Source organism: Pseudonocardia sp. MH-G8 (genome assembly GCF_002262885.1).
Taxonomy (GTDB): Bacteria; Actinomycetota; Actinomycetes; order Mycobacteriales; family Pseudonocardiaceae; genus Pseudonocardia.
Map to the genome: position 1 here is coordinate 1 of NZ_NKYF01000042.1, position 17,738 is coordinate 17,738.

14 protein-coding genes are annotated in these 17,738 nt (G+C 73.2%); 10 read left to right on the top strand and 4 right to left on the bottom strand.

Annotated features, from left to right (window positions below):
• Window positions 1–1,148: 1,148 nt before the first annotated feature.
• The 6 genes from CFP66_RS48340 (at window position 1,149) to CFP66_RS44100 (ending at window position 7,150) form a co-directional block, all read left to right on the top strand.
• Window positions 1,149–1,505 carry a DUF3040 domain-containing protein gene (locus tag CFP66_RS48340; RefSeq protein ID WP_158228453.1) on the top strand — a complete coding sequence of 119 codons (357 nt, stop codon included), beginning with the start codon at window positions 1,149–1,151 and terminating at the stop codon, window positions 1,503–1,505.
• Window positions 1,506–1,657: 152 nt separating this feature from the next.
• Window positions 1,658–3,136: a cytosine permease gene (locus tag CFP66_RS44080; protein WP_233160235.1), complete on the top strand. Its 1,479-nt coding sequence runs from the start codon at window positions 1,658–1,660 to the stop codon at window positions 3,134–3,136.
• Complete coding sequence (locus CFP66_RS44085) at window positions 3,133–3,717, top strand: cysteine hydrolase family protein (protein ID WP_233160236.1); 585 nt, start codon at window positions 3,133–3,135, stop codon at window positions 3,715–3,717. Before CFP66_RS44080 ends, CFP66_RS44085 begins: the two co-directional genes overlap by 4 nt.
• Window positions 3,714–4,406 (top strand): GPP34 family phosphoprotein, encoded by a 693-nt coding sequence (locus tag CFP66_RS44090; RefSeq protein WP_094931356.1) that lies wholly within the window; start codon window positions 3,714–3,716, stop codon window positions 4,404–4,406. The genes CFP66_RS44085 and CFP66_RS44090 overlap by 4 nt, the downstream gene beginning before the upstream one ends.
• A 107-nt stretch (window positions 4,407–4,513) precedes the next feature.
• Complete coding sequence (locus CFP66_RS44095) at window positions 4,514–6,829, top strand: phosphotransferase (protein ID WP_143517605.1); 2,316 nt, start codon at window positions 4,514–4,516, stop codon at window positions 6,827–6,829.
• Window positions 6,830–6,868: 39 nt separating this feature from the next.
• Window positions 6,869–7,150 (top strand): metal-sensitive transcriptional regulator, encoded by a 282-nt coding sequence (locus CFP66_RS44100; protein WP_094931358.1) that lies wholly within the window; start codon window positions 6,869–6,871, stop codon window positions 7,148–7,150.
• A gap of 22 nt (window positions 7,151–7,172) precedes the next feature.
• On the opposite strand, the gene CFP66_RS44105 is transcribed toward CFP66_RS44100, so the two are convergent.
• Window positions 7,173–7,778, bottom strand: a complete 606-nt coding sequence (locus CFP66_RS44105; RefSeq protein ID WP_094931359.1) for a TetR/AcrR family transcriptional regulator — start codon at window positions 7,776–7,778, stop codon at window positions 7,173–7,175.
• 72 nt (window positions 7,779–7,850) lie between these two features.
• Here CFP66_RS44105 and CFP66_RS44110 point away from each other — a divergent pair, with 72 nt between their 5' ends.
• Window positions 7,851–8,231, top strand: a complete 381-nt coding sequence (locus CFP66_RS44110; protein ID WP_094931360.1) for a hypothetical protein — start codon at window positions 7,851–7,853, stop codon at window positions 8,229–8,231.
• 42 nt (window positions 8,232–8,273) lie between these two features.
• Window positions 8,274–9,320: an S-methyl-5-thioribose-1-phosphate isomerase gene (gene mtnA, locus CFP66_RS44115; RefSeq protein ID WP_198962103.1), complete on the top strand. Its 1,047-nt coding sequence runs from the start codon at window positions 8,274–8,276 to the stop codon at window positions 9,318–9,320.
• A gap of 79 nt (window positions 9,321–9,399) precedes the next feature.
• Here the strand turns inward: mtnA and CFP66_RS44120 are convergent, their stop codons facing one another.
• Together CFP66_RS44120 and CFP66_RS44125 are read right to left on the bottom strand one after the other, a co-directional pair.
• Window positions 9,400–10,959 carry an amino acid permease gene (locus tag CFP66_RS44120; protein ID WP_198962104.1) on the bottom strand — a complete coding sequence of 520 codons (1,560 nt, stop codon included), beginning with the start codon at window positions 10,957–10,959 and terminating at the stop codon, window positions 9,400–9,402.
• Between the two features lie 166 nt (window positions 10,960–11,125).
• Window positions 11,126–11,722, bottom strand: a complete 597-nt coding sequence (locus CFP66_RS44125; protein ID WP_158228454.1) for a tetratricopeptide repeat protein — start codon at window positions 11,720–11,722, stop codon at window positions 11,126–11,128.
• Window positions 11,723–11,963: 241 nt separating this feature from the next.
• Here CFP66_RS44125 and CFP66_RS44130 point away from each other — a divergent pair, with 241 nt between their 5' ends.
• Both CFP66_RS44130 and CFP66_RS44135 read left to right on the top strand, forming a co-directional pair.
• Window positions 11,964–12,578 carry a LysM domain-containing protein gene (locus CFP66_RS44130; RefSeq protein WP_158228455.1) on the top strand — a complete coding sequence of 205 codons (615 nt, stop codon included), beginning with the start codon at window positions 11,964–11,966 and terminating at the stop codon, window positions 12,576–12,578.
• 159 nt (window positions 12,579–12,737) lie between these two features.
• Entirely contained in the window at window positions 12,738–16,181 is a 3,444-nt protein-coding gene (locus tag CFP66_RS44135) for an ABC transporter ATP-binding protein (protein WP_094931364.1), read from the top strand.
• Between the two features lie 7 nt (window positions 16,182–16,188).
• On the opposite strand, the gene CFP66_RS44140 is transcribed toward CFP66_RS44135, so the two are convergent.
• A complete protein-coding gene (locus tag CFP66_RS44140; RefSeq protein WP_369805284.1) occupies window positions 16,189–17,616 on the bottom strand; it encodes a SulP family inorganic anion transporter in 1,428 nt (475 codons plus the stop codon).
• Between the last annotated feature and the right edge of the window lie 122 nt (window positions 17,617–17,738).

The window sequence follows — 17,738 nt, forward strand, 5'->3', positions numbered from 1 at the left end:
CGATCACCGCGGACCGCGCCCCGACCGGCAGCAGCAGTCACAGGCGGACGATCATGATCGAAGATCGCCGACCGCCATGCGCCCATGCTCGAGGCAGCGCGGGAGCGGCACGGCCGGGACCGATTCTGCAACGCCCGCCCCCTGCCGCCCATGTCCCGATCCTGCCGACCATGGCCGGAAACACGCCTCGAACCTGCCCGATGATCACCGATAGGGGCTGGATCGGGACCACCGCAAGGTGCGCGAGCACGCGGCAGCGACGGGCTCGTCCCGGACAGGCCTGGGCCCGCGCCGGGAACGGCCGCCCACCCAGCCACGATATTCGGCAATTGCGCCAACCCGACCGCCCCGCCAACGAGCGAGAACAGGGAAAACCCGGCCGATCACATGGAAGGCCCAGACCTGGCGTGAGGCAGTGGCAGCGAGCCGGGAACGGCGCGCCCACAGGAGATTCCACGACGACGTAGACGTGAGAGGGGTTGGATCTTCCTCGATTCCCTGTCACGTCTATCTGATCATGAAAACGGGAATGTTCGGGGGAACGTGAGCGGCAATGATCGGCGAAAGTGCCGTCGAGTTCGGAACAGCCTTGTGTCGGGAACGGCCGCTCGCCCGGTCATCCTGCCGGTGGGGGAACGCGCAGATGACCGAGGTATGGGGCAGTGGCCCCGGGCCGGGGACGGCGTATCCACAGGAAATTTCATGACCATATAGACGTGAGAGGGCTGGATCTCAACCCCCTCACGTCTATCGGATCATGAAACGGGCGCGATAGCGGAGGGCAGGCTGCCATGATCGGCGAAAGTGGTGCGAGAGCGACAAATCTGACGCCCCCCACACCACTCCCGGCGATCATGACGGCGAGCCCGTGTGCGAGAAGTACGGGAGCGCGGCCACGAGGGCCCTGGTGTACGCCTCGCTCACCACGCGGCCGCTACAGCGAGCCGGGCCCGCTGCGAGACCACGTCCTCGCCGTCGAACACTGCGACCGATGGGACGACCCGCCGAACCCCGGGTGGCCCGCCGGGTTCGGGCCTTCGCCACGAACCCAGGGCGTCCCCTACCAGTCACTTCCGACGATCCGGACATTCGGGGTAAAGTCGGCGAGACCTGCATCACGGGTCGTCCTCCGAGAAGGGGTGGAGATCGTGCCGCCGCCCACGCCCGGCCCCGATGAACCACTGCCGCTGTCCGCCCACGAACGCGAGATCCTCGCCGGCATCGAGCAGGACCTCGACACCGACTCCCCCGCGCTCGCCCGGGCGATGGCGCAGCCGCTCACGAGCACCGTCCCGCTTCCGCGCCGCATGGTGCATGCGGGCTTCCTCGCCGCCGCGCTCTTCCTCGTGCTCGCGGTGACGGGCCTCGTCCCGGCCGTCGTGTGGGCGCTGCTCGCGGCCCTCGCCGCGATGGTCGTCATCCCGTGGGTGATGCTGCGCGCCTTCGAGCGGCTGGATCCGGGCCGCGACACCGATCGCGACCCCGGTCACAACACCGACCGCTAGCGTCGCTCGACGGTGCGTCGCCCCGTCCCGCGGACGGCGAGATCATCAGAGGTGACCTATCCTCGTAGTGCCGCCGAACAGCGGATACAGGCAGGTCAGGAGAGCTCGGCAGTGGTGGTTGTGACAACCGCAGTGGTTGTGATGTTGCAGTGGTGACCAATTCGCGGCACGCCGCCGATGCGCAGCACAACGCGCACGACCGGGGCCTGCGGCTGGAAAGCAACGGCATCAACGTCATCGGCGACAGCGAACGGAAGGGCACCCCTCGCCACCTGTTCTGGCCGTGGTTCGGGGCCAACATCTCCGTCTTCGGCCTGAGCTACGGGGCGTTCGCGCTCGGCTTCGGCATCTCCGTGCCCCAGGCCCTGATCGCGGGCGTGGTCGGGGTGGTCGTGTCGTTCCTGCTGTGCGGGTTCGTCGCGCTCGCCGGCAAGCGTGGGTCGGCGCCCACCATGGTGCTCTCGCGGGCCGCGTTCGGTGTGCGCGGCAACCGGCTGCCGTCCCTGATCTCCTGGCTGCTCACCGTGGGCTGGGAGACGGTGCTGACGATCCTCGCGACCCTGGCGACGGCCGCGGTGATCGAGCAGCTGGGCGGCAGCGCCGGCGCCGGCACCCACCTCGTCGCGCTCCTCGTGGTGGCCGCGCTCGTGATGGTGGCCGGCGTCATGGGATTCGACTTCATCATGCGGCTCCAGACCGTCATCACGGTGATCACCGCCGTGCTCACGGCCGTCTACATCGCGCTGGTCGCGGACCGGATCGACTGGTCGGCGGTCTGGGCGGCCCCGTCCGGGTCGGTGCAGCAGGTCGTCGGCGCGGTGGTCTTCCTCGTCACGGGGTTCGGCCTGGGCTGGGTCAACCTGGCCGCGGACTACTCGCGCTACCTGCCGCGCAGCGCGTCCAGCCGCGGCGTCGTCGGGTGGACGACGTTCGGCGGGGCGCTGGCCCCAGTCGTCCTGCTGGCGTTCGGGCTGCTGCTGGCCGCCTCCTCGGTCGAGCTGTCCGAGGCCGTCGCGGCCGATCCGATCGGCGCGCTGGCCGCCGCGCTGCCCACCTGGTTCCTCGTGCCGTTCGCGCTGGTGGCGGTGCTCGGCCTGATCGGCGGCGCCGTCCTGGACATCTACTCGTCCGGGCTTGCCCTGCTCGCCACCGGCGTGCGCGTGCCGCGCTGGGTCGCGGCCCTGATCGACGGTGTGCTCATGGTCCTCGGCACGGTCTACGTCGTGTTCGTGGCCGAGGACTTCCTGAGCCAGTTCAACGCCTTCCTGATCACGCTCGGCGTGCCTGTCGCGGCCTGGTGCGGCGTCATGCTCGCCGACATCGCGCTGCGCCGCCGCGACTACGACGAGGCAGACCTCTACCGCCCGTCGGGCCGCTACGGCGACGTGCGGGCCCTCCCGATGGGCATCGTGCTCGCCTGCACGCTGCTCGGGTGGGGCCTGGTCACGAACGCGAACGCCGGCTGGGTGTCCTGGCAGGGCTACCTGCTCGCGCCGCTCGGGCTCGGCGGGCGCGACGGCGCCTGGGCCGGCGCCAACCTCGGTGTGCTCCTGGCGATCGCGCTCGCCTTCGCGGCCACGCTCCTCACCGGGCGCGAGGCCGTGCGGCAACAGGAGGCACGGATCCGGTGACCGGTTCCTCGCCGACGACCGTCGGCCCCGACACCCACCACCTCGCCGTGATCGACATGCAGGTCGTCTTCGCCGACCCGGCGAGCGAGTGGGGTACCCCCGGCTTCGCGGCGATCCTGCCGCACGTCCAGGAGCTCGTCGCCGCACTGGCCCCGCAGGTGACGCTCACCCGGTTCGTCGCGCCGGCCACGCCCGAGGGCGCGTGGCGGGAGTACTACGCCCGCTGGCCGTTCGCACGGCAGCCGCCCGACGCGCCGCTCTACGACCTGGTGCCCGGATTCCCGCCGGCCGCCGAGCGGGCGCCGACGGTCACCGCCACCACGTTCTCCAAGTGGGGCCCCGACCTGGCTGCGGCCGTCGGGTCGCGCACGCTCCTGCTCGCCGGGGTGTCCACGGACTGCTGCGTGCTCTCCACCGCCCTCGCCGCCGCCGACGCGGGTGTGCCCGTGCAGGTGGTCGCCGACGCCTGTGCCGGCGTGGACGCCGCGAGCCACGCCGCGGCACTGCACGTCATGGACCTCTACGCTCCTCTCATCGAGGTGGTCGACATGGCCGCGGTGCGCGCGAAGGCCATCGGATGACGGATCCGGCCGGCCCGACGTTCCGGGACAAGCTCGCGCCCCGGATGTTCCTGATCCTGCACGACCCGTTCACCGGCAAGGCACTCGTGCGCGCGACCGCGGTGCGCCTCGCGGTCGCCGGTGCCGAGCTCGCCGAACTGGCGCTCGCGCGTCCCGACCGCGGCCAGCTCATCGCACTCGAGAACGACCGCGTGGTCCTGGCCGGCACCCGGCCGCGGCGCCTCGACTACATCTCCTCCTTCGTCGTCGACAGCATCCGCAACCAGCCGGAGGCGCACCCGGCGATGACCTGGGCCGCCGCGCTCGCCGACCACGTTTTCGACCTCGTCGTCACGCAACTGATCACCGAGGGGATCGTGCAGCGCCAGCAGAGCGGGCTGTTCGGCCGGGCCTCGCGCCGCTTCCCGGCCGTCGACCTGCTCGCGGCGGCGGGCCCGCGGGTCCGGCTGGAGCACGCCCTGCGCTCGGACGACGCGTTGACCGAGGAGACGTCCGCCTGCGTGGCCGTGCTCGCGGCCGTCGGCGGTGAACGCACCCTCGACATCGACCGCGCCGCCCGCCGGCGGCTCACCGCCGCGGCCCGCCAGGCCCTCCCGCTCGACCTGCGCAGCCTCGTCACCGGCATCGAGGTCGCGCACGCTTCCGGCGAGTTGCCGCAGTCGCTGCGCCTGCGCACCAGCGACAAGTAGCAGGCCCCAGGCCGGGGCCCGCACCAGGCCGGAGAGTCGTTCCGGCAGGATGTACGGCGGACAGGCGACGTTCGAACGTCGTCCATCTGCAGTTCACGGAGGTGTCGATGCCAGGATCGCGGGTCGCGGCCCTGCTGAACGGGTGGCGGGCACCGCAGCACCGCGACGGGCTCGCCCTCGTCGTCAGCTCGGGGCTCTCGTCGGCCGTCGGGCTGTTGTACTGGGTGCTGGCCGCGCAGATGTTCCCGCCCGACGTGGTCGGTGTGAACGCGGCGGGGTTGTCGGCGCTGATGCTGGTGGGCGGCATCGCGCACCTGAACATGTCGCACGCGCTGCTGCGTTTCGTCCCGATCGCGGGCGCGGCGTCGCGGCGGCTGGTCGTGCTCGGCTACCTGGTCGCGGTCAGCGTGTCCGCCCTGGCGGGCACCGGGTTCGCCCTCGGCGCGATCTGGTGGGCACCCGAGCTCGTCGACGTCGCCGGCTACGGCGCGCTGGTCGGGTTCTTCGCCGTGAGCTGCCCGGTCTGGACCCTGTTCAGCCTCAAGGACTACATCCTCACGGCCGTCGGCAAGGCCACCGCCGTACCGGTGCAGAACGTCGTGTTCTCGGTGCTCAAGATCGCCCTGCTCATCGCGGTCACGCTCGCGGCCGTCCCCGGCGGCATCGCGCTGTCCTGGGTGATCGCCACCGCCCTCGTCGTGCTGATGGCCAACGTCTGGCTGCTGGTGCGGCTGCTGCCGGCACACGGCGCGGCGACGGCGGACCGTGCGGTCCCGATCACCGTCGGGGCCGTCGGGCGGTTCCTCGGGGCCGACTACGTCGGCGCCCTTTTCTGGCAGGCCGCACTGATGGGCCTGCCGGTGCTCGTGCTCTCCCGGCTCGGTCCCGAGGCGGCTGCCGCCTACAACATGGTCTGGCAGTTCGGGATGGCGCTGTACCTCGTGCCCTCCGGCATGGGCCAGTCCATGATCGCGCACAACGCCGCCGATCCCGGGAAGGTGGAGAAGGCCCGCCGGGAGACCGTGCGCCGCGGTCTGATGCTCGTCGTGCCCGTCGCCCTCGTGCTCGCGCTCGGCGGGCAGTTCGTGCTGGCGCTGTTCGGCAAGCACTACACCGAGGCCGGCACCGGGGCGCTCGCCCTCGTCGCCCTCTCCGCCATCCCCAACGTGATCACCGGGTCCGCCACCAGCACGGCCCGGGTGCGCCAGCACCGGAGCGTGCAGTTCGGCGTGCCCACCGCGCTGTCCGTGCTGGCGATCGGGGTGTCCTGGACGCTGATGCCGCGGCTGGGCATCCTCGCGGTCGGCCTCGGCTGGCTGATCGCCCAGTGCGTCGTCGCCTCCGTCGTGCTCGTCATGTACGCGCGGTGGCTGCCCGGCCCGCTCGCCGGCTGGGTGGACGCCCTGCACAACACCGCCCTCCTGCGCCGCGTCGGGTCCGACGGCCTGCGCCGCACCGGCGGCCCGGCCACCGCCGGTTGGGAGATCGGGGACCGCATGGGCGGCGGGTCGGAGACGGTGGTCGTCGCCGTCGGCCCGCCCGGGGAACGGCGCGCCCTGCTCAAGGCCGCCGACACCGCCCACGGCCAGCACGAGCTGCGCCAGCAGACCGCCGCGCTCGCCGCGTTGCACGCCGACCCGCGGCTGCAGCACTGGACCCCGCTGCTGCCGCGCGTGCTCGGCACCGCCGAGGTCGGCGACACCTACTGCAGCACCGAGTCGATGCTCCCCGGCGGGTCCGGGCCGGAGGCGCTCGCCGATCCCGCGCGACGCGTGCCGTTCCTGTCCAGCGCGGTCGCGGCGATCAGCGAGCTGCACCGCCGCACGGCCACGCTGCGACGGGTGGGCGACGCCGAGCTCGACCGCTGGGTGCACCGGCCGATGGCGGAGGTCTCCCGCGTGCTGCCCGCGTCGCTGCGGCCCGACGCGGACCGGCTGGCAACCGTGCTGGACCTCCGGCTGCGCGGGCAGACCGTGCCCGTCGGCTGGACGCACGGCGACTACCTGCCGGTCAACCTCCTGGCCGCGCCGGACGGGCGGGTCAGCGCGATCGTCGACTGGTGCACGGCCGAGCCGGACGGCCTGCCCGTACTCGACGTCGCGCTGTTCCTGGCGATGGCCCACGCCGAGGTCGAGGGCGACGAGCTCGGGCCGCTCGTCCTGCGGTGGGCCGCCCGCACGCCACCGCGCGAGGCCGAGACGCTCGCCCGCTGCCAGGCCGCACCCGGCGCGAGCATCGTCTCCCCCGAGGTGCTCGTGCTGCTCGGCTGGCTCCAGCACGTCAGCCAGTGCGTCGCCCGCTCGGACCGGATGGCGGCCAACCCGGTGTGGAACCGCCGCAACGTCCGCCCCGTCGTGCGCGAGGCGGCCGACCTGCTCGCGAGCGGCCCGGTGCCGCCCGCCCGCTCCCCGGTCCGGGCCTGACCGGAACCCGTAGTCTGGCCAGCGGTCGAGGAGGGGCAGATGCACGGGTACACCCACGACAAGGACGCCTATCTCAAGCGCCTGCGGCGCGTGGAGGGCCAGGTCCGCGGGATCGCGAAGATGATCGACGACGATCAGTACTGCATCGATGTCCTCACCCAGGTCTCGGCAGCCACCAAGGCCCTCGAGGCCGTCGCCCTCGGGCTGCTCGACGAGCACCTGCGCCACTGCGTGGCCCAGGCGGCCGCGGAGGGCGGCCCGGTGGCGGAGGCGAAGCTCGCGGAGGCCAGCGCGGCCATCACCCGCCTCGTCAAATCCTGATCGAGCCCTGATCGCAGGCTGATCAGGGCGCGCGCACCCCGTCCAGCATCCGTCGGATCGTGACGCCGCACTCGTCGCGCACGGTCCGGCGATCGGCCTCGGCCGCCTCCGCGATGGTGCGCCCGGCACCGCCGAGCAGGTGGAACACGAGGTGCGTGGCGGTGTGCGCCGGCACCGGGGCGAGCAGACCGGCGTCCCGCGCGGCCTGCAGGAACGCGTCGATGAGCGCGTAGGCGTACTTCCGCTCGTACTCCATCCACCGCGTCCAGCCGAGCGCGATCGGCCCTTCCAGCCAGCACAGCCGCCCGTAGGGCGCCTCGCAGCACAGGTCGAGGAACGCGTCCAGCGCCGCCATGGCCGCCTCCCACGCGTCGGGCCGGCCGGTGGCCGCCGCCCCGACCTGGGCGGTCATCCGCTCCTCCAGCGCCTCGAACACCGCTTCGAACAGAGCCTGCTTGCTGTCGAAGTGGTGGTAGACCGCACCGCGGGTGACCTGCGTGGCGACGGCGATGTCGTCCAGCGAGGTCGCACCGAAACCGCGCTCGGCGAACATCGTGGTGGCCGTCTCCAGCAGCGCGGCGCGCGTGGCCTCCGAGTACAGCTCCCGGCGGCTCTTCGGCCTTGACATGCACGGAGTCTACGACATACTCAGAACACGTACGCAGTGTATGTAACAATCGCAGCGCTGGAGACCGACGCCATGTCTACCAAGTTCCGCCTGGTCACCGAGGTGTTGGCCGAGGTCGCACGCACCGGGCGCCCGGAGATCGCCCGTACCGACGAGGTCCGGGAGACGTTCGGCAGCGTCGAGGCGTTCCTGCTCGCCCTGCACCACCGCTGGCGCACCGCGCTCGTCGCCCACCTCGACACGCTGCTCGAGGACCCGCCCGCCGACCTCGACGCCGCAGTGCACGCCCTCTGGGCCGACCCGGGCCTCGGCGGTCGCGGTCTGCGCCCCCTGCTCGACGCCCACGCCGGGCACCCCGCGCTCGCCGCCGCCCAGGAACGGGAGCGCGTGCTGGTGCGCCGCGACCTCGGCGTCGAGATCTCCCCGGCGGTGGGGCTCCTCGCCGCCGGGTGAGCCGGTGCAGGATGGACCGCACCGATCCTCGGAGGTGCAGCAGTGGGGTTCCGCACGGTGGAGTGGCTCGACGGCACGGTCCCGGCCGTCCGCCTGCTCGATCAGACCCGGCTCCCGGCCGAGGAGGCCTACCTCGACGCCGCCGACGTCGACACGCTCGTCACCGCGATCATCCGCCTCGCCGTGCGGGGCGCCCCGGCGCTCGGCGCCGTCGGCGCGCTGGGCGTCGCGCTCGCCCTCGCCCAGGGCGCCCGTGAGGGCTGGCCCGACGCCCGCCTGCGCCAGGAGATCGGTCGCCTGCGCGACGCGCGTCCCACAGCGGTGAACCTCGCCTGGGGGGTCGACCGGGTGCTCCCGTTGCTCCCGCAGGGGCATGCCCCCGTCCTGGCCGAGGCCCGCCGCGTGCTCGTCGAGGACGAGGCCGCCAACCGCAGGCTGTCCGCGCTGGGCGCCGACTGGCTCGCCGAGCGCCTCCCCCGCCGTCCCATGCGGCTGCTCACGCACTGCAACGCCGGCACCCTCGCGACCACCGCCTGGGGCACCGCGCTCGGGGTTGTCCGGGAGCTGCACGGGCGCGGGCGGGTCGCGCTCGTGCACGTCGACGAGACCCGCCCGCTGCTGCAGGGCGCCCGGCTCACCGCGTGGGAGCTCGCCGCCGACGGCATCGACCACGTCGTGCAGGTCGACTCCGCGGCACCCGGCGCGATCCTGCGGGGCCTCGTCGACGCCGTCGTGATCGGAGCCGACCGCATCGCCGCCAACGGCGACACCGCCAACAAGGTCGGCTCGGTGGGGCTCGCCCTCGCCTGCGCCGACGCCGGGGTGCCCTTCGTCGTCGCCGCGCCGTGGTCCACCGTCGACCTCGCGACAGCCGACGGCACCCGCATCACCATCGAGGAGCGCCCGGACGCCGAGGTCACCAGCTACGGTGGGATCCCGAGCGCACCGGCCGGCACCCGCGCGTTCAACCCGGCCTTCGACGTGACGCCGGCCCGCATGATCGACGCCGTGGTCACCGAACGCGGCGTGGTGGAGCCCAAGACCCACGCGGACATGGCGGTGCTGGACAGGCCCGCAGACCCATCATGATCCGAAATATCGGTTGCTCATCGTCGTGCCGACAGCAATGGGCAACCGATAGTTCGGATCATGTGGCGCTGGACGGCTGTCAGAACCGCCGCTCGGGCCCGGCCTGGATGCGCTCGAGCTCGCTCTGGGCGCTGTCCTCGCGCACCGGCCCCTTGAACCACTTGCGGGCCGAGACCAGGTACCAGCCGCCGAACAGCACCAACGCCCCGCCCACCGTGATCGGCGCGTAGTTCACCGACTCCCACGCGAAGTCCTCCGCACCCGGCACGCCGTTCGGCGAGATCGGCAGCAGGAACAGCACGCAGACGATCGCGATCCACGCCACGGCGACCGTGGAGACCCACTTGTAGTGCTTGCCGAGGCTCCACGCACCCGGCTCGAACTTCGCGCCCGCCTTGATCCGCAGGATGATCGGCAACGCGAACGCGATGTAGAGCCCGATCACCGCGATCGAGGTGCCGACCGCGTAGCCGACCACGCCGTTGGCCAGCGTCGGGATCATCAGCGCCCACGCGGTGACGGCGATCGCGATCACCGAGTTGACGGGCACGCGGTTGCGCGCAACCCGGCGCCACAGCCGCGAGCCGGGGACCGCCTTGTCCCGGGAGAACGCGAACATCATCCGGGACGCCGAGGTCAACGAGGCCGTGCCGCAGAACAGCTGCGCGATCACTGCGATGATCAGCATGAACTCGGCCCACGCCTCGTTGGTGGCCTCGGTCCAGATGTAGATCACCGCGTTGCCACCCGCATCGAGCACGCCCTGCACGTCGGGCACCGCGAAGGTCACCGCGACCAGCAGGATGAACCCGAACACCACCGACGCCACGACGGCCCAGATCATGCCCAGCGCGGTGGCGCGGGAGGCCGAGCGGGTCTCCTCGCTCATGTGGGCCGAGGCGTCGTAGCCGGTGACGGTGTACTGCGACATCAGCAGCCCGAGACCGAAGACGAACCAGAACGCGTTGTCCGAGAAGCCCGAGTTGTTGATCGTCTCGGTGAAGACGAACGCGACCGACTGGTGCTCGGTGGGCACCACCAGCAGGATCACGACGATCAGTCCGACGCCGGACATGTGCCACCACGCCGAGAGCGTGTTGAGCTGGGCGAGCACGTTGACGCCGAGCAGGTTCAGCCCCAGCTGCAGGGCCACGATCGCGGTGAAGGTGATGAAGATCGCCGTGGTGTCGGTGCCGACCAGCGCCGGGAACCACAGGTTCAGCAGCGCCGTCATGAAGATCGCCGAGCCGTACTGGATGGCGGCGGTGACCGCGATCCCGCCGATCAGGTTGAACCAGCCGGTGAACCAGCCCCAGGCCGGCCCGCCGAGCTTGGACGCCCAGAAGTACAGCGCACCCGCGGTCGGCATCGACGAGGCGACCTCGGCCATCGCCATCGCGACCAGGATGCAGAAGCCCCCGACCAGCAGCCATCCCCAGGTGATCGCCACCGGGCCGCCGTTGTTGAACGCGAGGTAGTACGAGGTCAGGCAGCCGGCGAGGACCGAGATGATCGTGAAGGAGATCGCGAAGTTCGAGAACCCGCCCATCTCGCGGGTCAGGACCTGCGAGTAGCCCAGCCGCAGCAGCAACGCCTCGTCGCGGCGAGCGGTCTCGCGGTCGGGCAGGTAGCCGGGCACGGGGCGCGGCGGTGCGGTCGTCGACGCCGAACCCGATGGGGCGCCGGACGCAGGGCCGGGGGGATAGGCCGCCGGGGGGCGCGACGAGTAGCTGGGAGGGGAGCTCATACTGCCGCCTTCAGATCATCTGGGTCTGCGGCGCCGTCGGGGTGGCGCCGTCATCGCTTCAGTCGCGACGGGTCATGCCGATGCTCTCCGCACACTCGAGCAGCGCTTCCTGGTGCGGATGGCGCGGGGGGAGGGCCTGCTCGGCGTCGCGGAGCGCGGCCGCGAGCAGGGCGCTGGCCGACTCGAGGTCGCCCGCCGCGGCGTGGGCCCGTGCCATGCCCATGCGCGACGTGAGGGTCTCCGGGTGGGTCGGGCCCAGCGCGCGCCGCCGCTGCGAGGCGACCTGGGCGGAGAGCTCCACGGCGTCGTCCACGTCGCCCGCCAGCCGGTAGGCCACCGCGAGCGCGTCGCGGGCGGTGAGGGTGCGCGGGTCGTCGTCGCCCAGCAGGCGCGAGCGGTCGGCCAGGTTCTCCGCGATCAGCTCGATGCCCTCGCGGCGCCTGCCGGCCTCGACGCGGGCGGCACCGAGGTTGCCGGCGACCGTGAGCGTGGCGAGGTGATCACGTCCGAGCATCGCGAGACAGCCCCGCAGGGTGTCCTCGAACAGCGCGACCGCTTCCTTCACGTTCCCACCGGTGAACAGCGCCGCGGCGCGCGCGTTGCGCGCGGCGAGTTCGTGGATGTTCGTGCGAAGCGACCCCCGCGTGCCGTCCATGAAACCGGAACCGTCCGACGTCCGGGACCACCAGGGCATCCGACCCCCCGTTCGAGGATCCGTGACTTTCACGGAGACGCTGACGACGCTGATGCACCGTGCGTGACATCTGCTCGGCCAACCGGGGTAAGTAGACCCGATCTACCGATGGCAATGCAAGGCGCCCTGTGGTGGGCCCACCACAGCGTGCACCCAGGGCCCGATGCAGCTGCGCCGAACGGGCGATGCAGAATACGCGGCGATGGACGAGCCGGATCACGAGAAGCTCAGGCGGGAGCTGGAGTCCGCCGCGAGCAACGCGCGCGACGACACGGGTGCGCGCCGCTCCGTGTTCGGTCGCAACGCCCTGATCGGGCTGCTGGTCGCGGTGCCGGCGGCCACTGTGATCCTGGTCGCCGTCGGTGCCTCGGCCGAAGACGCCCCGCCCGAGCCGACCGGCCTCGCCCCCACCGACGCGGTCACGCCGCAACCGCCCCGGCCCACGAGCCCGCGCCCGCCCGCCACCTCGACCGGTCCCGGCGTCCCGCCGCACCCCGAGCCGCCGCCCGGCGCGGAGCAGCCGGTCGTCCACACCGTGGCACCCGGCGAGACCCTGGCCCGGATCGCCCTGCACCACGACGTCCCGCTCGAGCGGATCGCCGAGCAGAACGCCATCGCGGACCCCGACCACATCCGGGCGGGCCAGGAGCTCGAGATCCCCCGCGCGGCCCACGGCGAGGTCGTGATCGCCCCGGGCGCCACGCTCGGCGCCTACGCCGACCGCCACGGGACCACGATCGACTACCTCCTGAGCCTCAACCCGGACATCACCGACCCGAACCGGATCAGCGCGGGGGGCCGGCTGCGCGTGGCGTAGCGGCACGGCCCCTCCTGCCCGGTTGATCAACTCCGGCGCGACCCTACCGCGCGACGCCGAAAACCCGAGGCGAACGGTCGGTGCGGGCGGTTAGCGTTCGCGCGGAGACGAGATCGACGGCCTTCTCGGTGCGCGCCGGGCGGCACGGACGGGGGCCACGTGCGCGCGCAGCCACTGACCTGGCGACGGCTGGCCGAACGCACCTCGGCCATCGCCGTCACGCTCGCCGTGCTCGCCGCGGCGGCCGAGACCTTCGGCGCCGTCGTCGCCGGCGGGGTCGCCACCGGCCCGTCGGCGAGCGCGGTCGGCCTGCTCGCCGTGCTGCTGCTCGGCGCCACCCTGCTCGACACGCTGGGCCGCACCGCGTTCTCCGGGGTCGTCGGGCGCGCGGAGGGCCGGCTGCGCGCCGACCTCCTGCACGCCGCCCTGCACCAGCCCCTCCCGGTCCTGGAGAACCAGGCCGTGGGCGAGATGCTCGACCGCGTCGACGACGACGCCCGCCAGCTCGGCGTGCTGCTGCGACGCACGGGCTGGGCGGTGGGCACGGCCACGCTGCGCTCCCTGCTCGCGTGGGTCGTCGCCGGGCTCACCTGGTGGCCGGCCTGGGTCGCGTTCCCGCTCGTCACCCTGCTCGCGGCGGTACTGGTCCGCCCGCTCACCCGGGTGGTCGCCGAGCGCAAGCTCGCCGAGGAGACCGCCTGGTCCGACCACTCCGCGCAGTTCGAGGAGGCGGTGGCCGGGCGGGACGACGTCCGCTCCTCGCTGGGCCAGCCGCACGTCGTGCGCCAGTACGCGCGGCGGGCCCACGAGGTGCTGCGCCGCGTGCGGGCCACCTGCGCGGCGTCCACCCGCGTGGGGCGGCGCGCCGGTCTGGTGCTGCACGGGATGCTCGCCGCGCTCGCCGTGGCGGGCGCGGCCCTGGTGAGCGGCGGCCGGCTCGGTCTGGGCGAGCTGGTCACCCTGTGGCTGCTGGTCACCACGTTCGTGGGGCAGCTCGGCAACGTCAGCAACCAGCTGCCGGAGGTGCAGGCGGGCCTGGGCGCGCTGCAGCGCATCCGCAGCCTGCTCTCGGCACCACAGGAGCCGGTGGGCGGTGCGCCCGTGCCCGCGGGGCCGGCCGCCGTGGAGATCCGCGACCTCTCCTTCGCCTATCCCGGCGGGTTCGCGCTGCAGTCGGTGCACCTCACCGTGCCGGCGGGTACCACCTGCGCGCTGGTGGGGCGCACCGGCGCCGGCAAGTCCACCCTGGCCAAGCTGCTGTCGCGCGCCGTCGAGCCGCCGCCGGGCACCGTGTACGTGGCCGGGCAGGACATCACCGCCACGGACGTGGCGAGCCTGCGGCGCGCCGTCGGCGTGGTCACCCAGCGCACCGAGATCCTCGCCGCCACCCTCGAGGAGAACATCACCCTGTTCGCCGACGTACCCGTCGGCGCCGTCGACGCGGCGGTCGAGGCGCTGGGGCTCGACGAGTGGGTGGCGTCGCTGCCCGACGGGCTGCAGACCCGCCTCGGCGCGGCGGGCAGCACCCTGTCCGCGGGCGAGGAACAGCTCGTGGCCTTCGCCCGCCTGCTGGTCCGCGACGTCGCCGTCGTGGTCCTCGACGAGGCCACCGCGCGGATGGACCCGCAGACCGAGCGCCGCGTCACCGGGGCCACGCAACGGCTGCTCGCCGGGCGCACCGGCGTGCTGGTCGCGCACCGGCTCTCCACCACCCGACACTGCCACTCGGTGGCCGTGCTGGACCACGGGCGCGTCGTCCAGCACGGCGAACGCGCGCGCCTGGCCACCGAACCCGGTCCCTTCCGCGACCTGTTGGGCGCGGCCGGGGACGGCGCCGACGACGTGGCCGAGCGCCCGGCCCGGTTCGGCCGCGCGGAACGCCGCGCACCGGCCTCCCCTCCCCCGCCGACGCGTCCCCGCCTGTCCTCCGCCGTGCTGCGCACGGCCTTCGCCCACCCGCGCTGGGGCGTGCTCGGGGCCCTGGGCTTCCTCGCCTCGGCCATGCTGGGTGCCTATGGCGCCGTCACGGGCTGGCTGTGGGGCCGGCTGGTCGGCGCGCTGGAGCGGGGCGCCACCGCGTGGGCCGAGGGGGCGGGGCTCGCCGCCGCGCTGCTGCTGGCCCCCTTCGCGCTCGCGCTCGCCTTCCGCACCTACCCGCTGTGGTGGTCTGCGGTGACGCTGCGCATGCGCCTGGCCGTGCTGCGCGGCCAGACCATGCAGCGGCGCCTGGCGCGCACGCCTGCCGGCGAGGTGGTGGCGCGGGCCCTGGACTCCGACCGGATGGTGCTCTACGTCGACCGCTGGGTCGACGTCGTCAGCGGCATGGTCGTCGTGGTCGTCACCGCCGTCGCCGGGCGCAGTGTCCTGGCCGGCGCCGTGCTCGGTGCCGTGCTCGCCGTGTCGGCCGCCGTCTCGGGCCTCGGCGCGCCGCTGGCGGGCTCGGCGGCACGGGTGGCCGGCGACGCCCGCGCCCGGTTCGGGGCCACGCTCGTGTCCGTCCTCGACGCCGCCCGCACCGTCAAGCTGGCTGCGGCCACCGACGCGGTGCAGGCCCACCTGCGCCGGGTCGACGCCCACCGGGTGACCGCCATCGTCCGCGAGATGCGGGTGCGCATGCTGCTGGAGGGCGCGCCGGCGCTGCTCGTCCAGGCCGGCGTGGTCACCGCGTGGACGCTGCACCTCGGCGGCGTCTGGGACCTGGCCACCACCCTGCTCGTCACCACCGCCGTGAGCGGGGCGGGCTGGTTCGGCGTGGTCTTCGGCGCCGCCGTCACCGAGGCACCGGTCGCCCGGCGCTGGCTGCACGCCATGTCCGACCTGGCGGGTGGCGCCGACCTGATCGGCGTGCCGCCCGGCGTCGACCTCACGAACGGCGCCGCTCCGGCGCCGGTCTCCGCCGGGCGCGTGCCGCTGAAGCGCCTGTCGTTGGAAGGCGTCACCGCCGTGCACGACGACGGCACGGTCGGGGTCCACGACGTCGACCTCACGGTCGATGCCGGGTCCCTCGTCCTGCTCACCGGCCGGGTCGGTTCGGGCAAGTCCAGCCTGCTGGGCAGCCTGGCAGGGCTGGTCGACCACGAGGGCAGCATCCGCTGGAACGACCTCGAGGTTGACGATCCGCAGCAGTTCCTGCGTCCCGGCCAGGTGGCCTACGTCGGGCAGGTGCCGCGCGTGCTCTCGGGCTCCTTCTCCGACAACATCGGCCTCGACCACGACGAGCGCCTGGTCACCGCCTTCGGCACCGCCGTGGACGACGCCCGTCTGCAGACCGACGTCGAGGAGGCGGGCGGGCACACCGCCCTCGTCGGTCACCGCGGCGTCCGTCTCTCCGGGGGGCAGGTCCAGCGGCTGGCCCTGGCCCGGGCGCTCGCCACCGAGGCGGAGCTGCTGGTCGCCGACGACGTCTCCTCCGCCCTCGACGCCCGCACCGAGGTGGAGCTGTGGGACGCGCTGCGCCACCGCGGCGTCACCGTGGTCGGCGCCAGCGCGAAGCGCTCCGCGCTGGCGCGCGCCGATGTCGTCGTCGTCCTCGAGGAGGGACGCGTCGCCGCCACCGGTGCGTGGACGGAGCTGGCGCCCCGGTGGGGCCACCTGGCGGGCTGACCGCCGCTCAGGGCCGGGCGACCACGTGTTCGGCGACGGCGGCGTGACGCTGCCGGCTCTGCTCGTTCATCCCGGTGATCACCGCGGTCGTGCCGCGTGCGGCGTACTTCTCCGTGATGGCGCTCAGCGCGGCGACCGTCGAGGCGTCCCAGATGTGCGCCGCGGACAGGTCGATCACCACGTGCTCCGGGTCGTGCGCGTAGTCGAACCGGAACACCAGGTCGTTGCTCGAGGCGAAGAACAGCTGGCCGCTGACCCGGTAGATCTTGGTGCTGCCGTCGGGGTCGAGCACGCCGGTGACCTCGACGACGTGCGCCACCCGCCGCGCGAAGAGCACCATCGCGACCAGCACACCGACCCCGACGCCGTAGGCGAGGTTGTGGGTGGCCACGGTGACCGCCACGGTCGAGAGCATCACGGCCGTCTCGCTCCTGGGCATCCGCGGCAGGGAGCGCAGGCTGCGCCAGTCGAACGTGCCGACCGCCACCATCACCATCACGGCGACGAGCGCCGCCATCGGGATCCGCGCCACGACGTCGCCCAGCGCGACGACCAGGACGAGCAGGAACACGCCGGCGAGGAACGTCGACAGCCGGGTCCGGGCACCCGAGACCTTCACGTTGATCATCGTCTGGCCGATCATCGCGCAGCCGCCCATGCCGCCGAACAGGCCGGTGACGATGTTGGCGACGCCCTGGCCCCACGACTCCCGGGTCTTGTCCGAGTGCGTGTCGGTGATGTCGTCCACCAGCTTGGCGGTCATCAACGACTCGAGGAGCCCGACGAACGCCAGCGCCAGCGCGTACGGCGCGACGACGCCCAGGGTCTCCCCGGTCAGCGGGACAGCGGGCAGCCCGAGGACCGGGAGGCTGTCGGGCAGCGCACCCTGGTCGCCCACGGTCGGCACGGCCATGCCGAAGCCCACCGTGACCGCCGTGAGGACCACGATCGCCACCAGCGGCGCAGGGACGGCCCGCGTCAGCCGCGGCAACCCGACGATCACCGCCAGCCCCACCACGAGCAGCGCGTACACCGTCCACGGCACCCCGGCCAGGTGGGGCAGCTGTGCGAGGAAGATCAGGATCGCGAGCGCGTTGACGAACCCGACCATCACGCTGCGCGGCAGGAAGCGCATCAGCCGGGCCACGCCCGCCACGGCCAGCACCACCTGCAGCGCCCCACCGAGCACCACAGCGGCGATCAGGTACTCGGGCCCGTACTCGCGCGCCAGCGGCGCGACCACGAGCGCCACCGCACCCGTCGCCGCCGAGATCATCGCCGGGCGCCCGCCGGTGATCGAGATGGCGACGGCCATCGTGAACGACGCGAACAGGCCCATGCGCGGGTCGACGCCCGCCACGAGCGAGAACGCGATGGCCTCGGGGATCAGGGCGAGGGCCACGACGAGACCGCCGAGCACCTCCGTGCGCAGCACCCGGGGGGAGAACCAGGCGGGACGGGCAGGACGCAGTGGTGCAAGACGCAGTGGTGCAAGACGCAGGGCAGGACGCGGCATCGTCAACTTCCGGGGCGAGGAGGGAGCCACACGCACTGGGG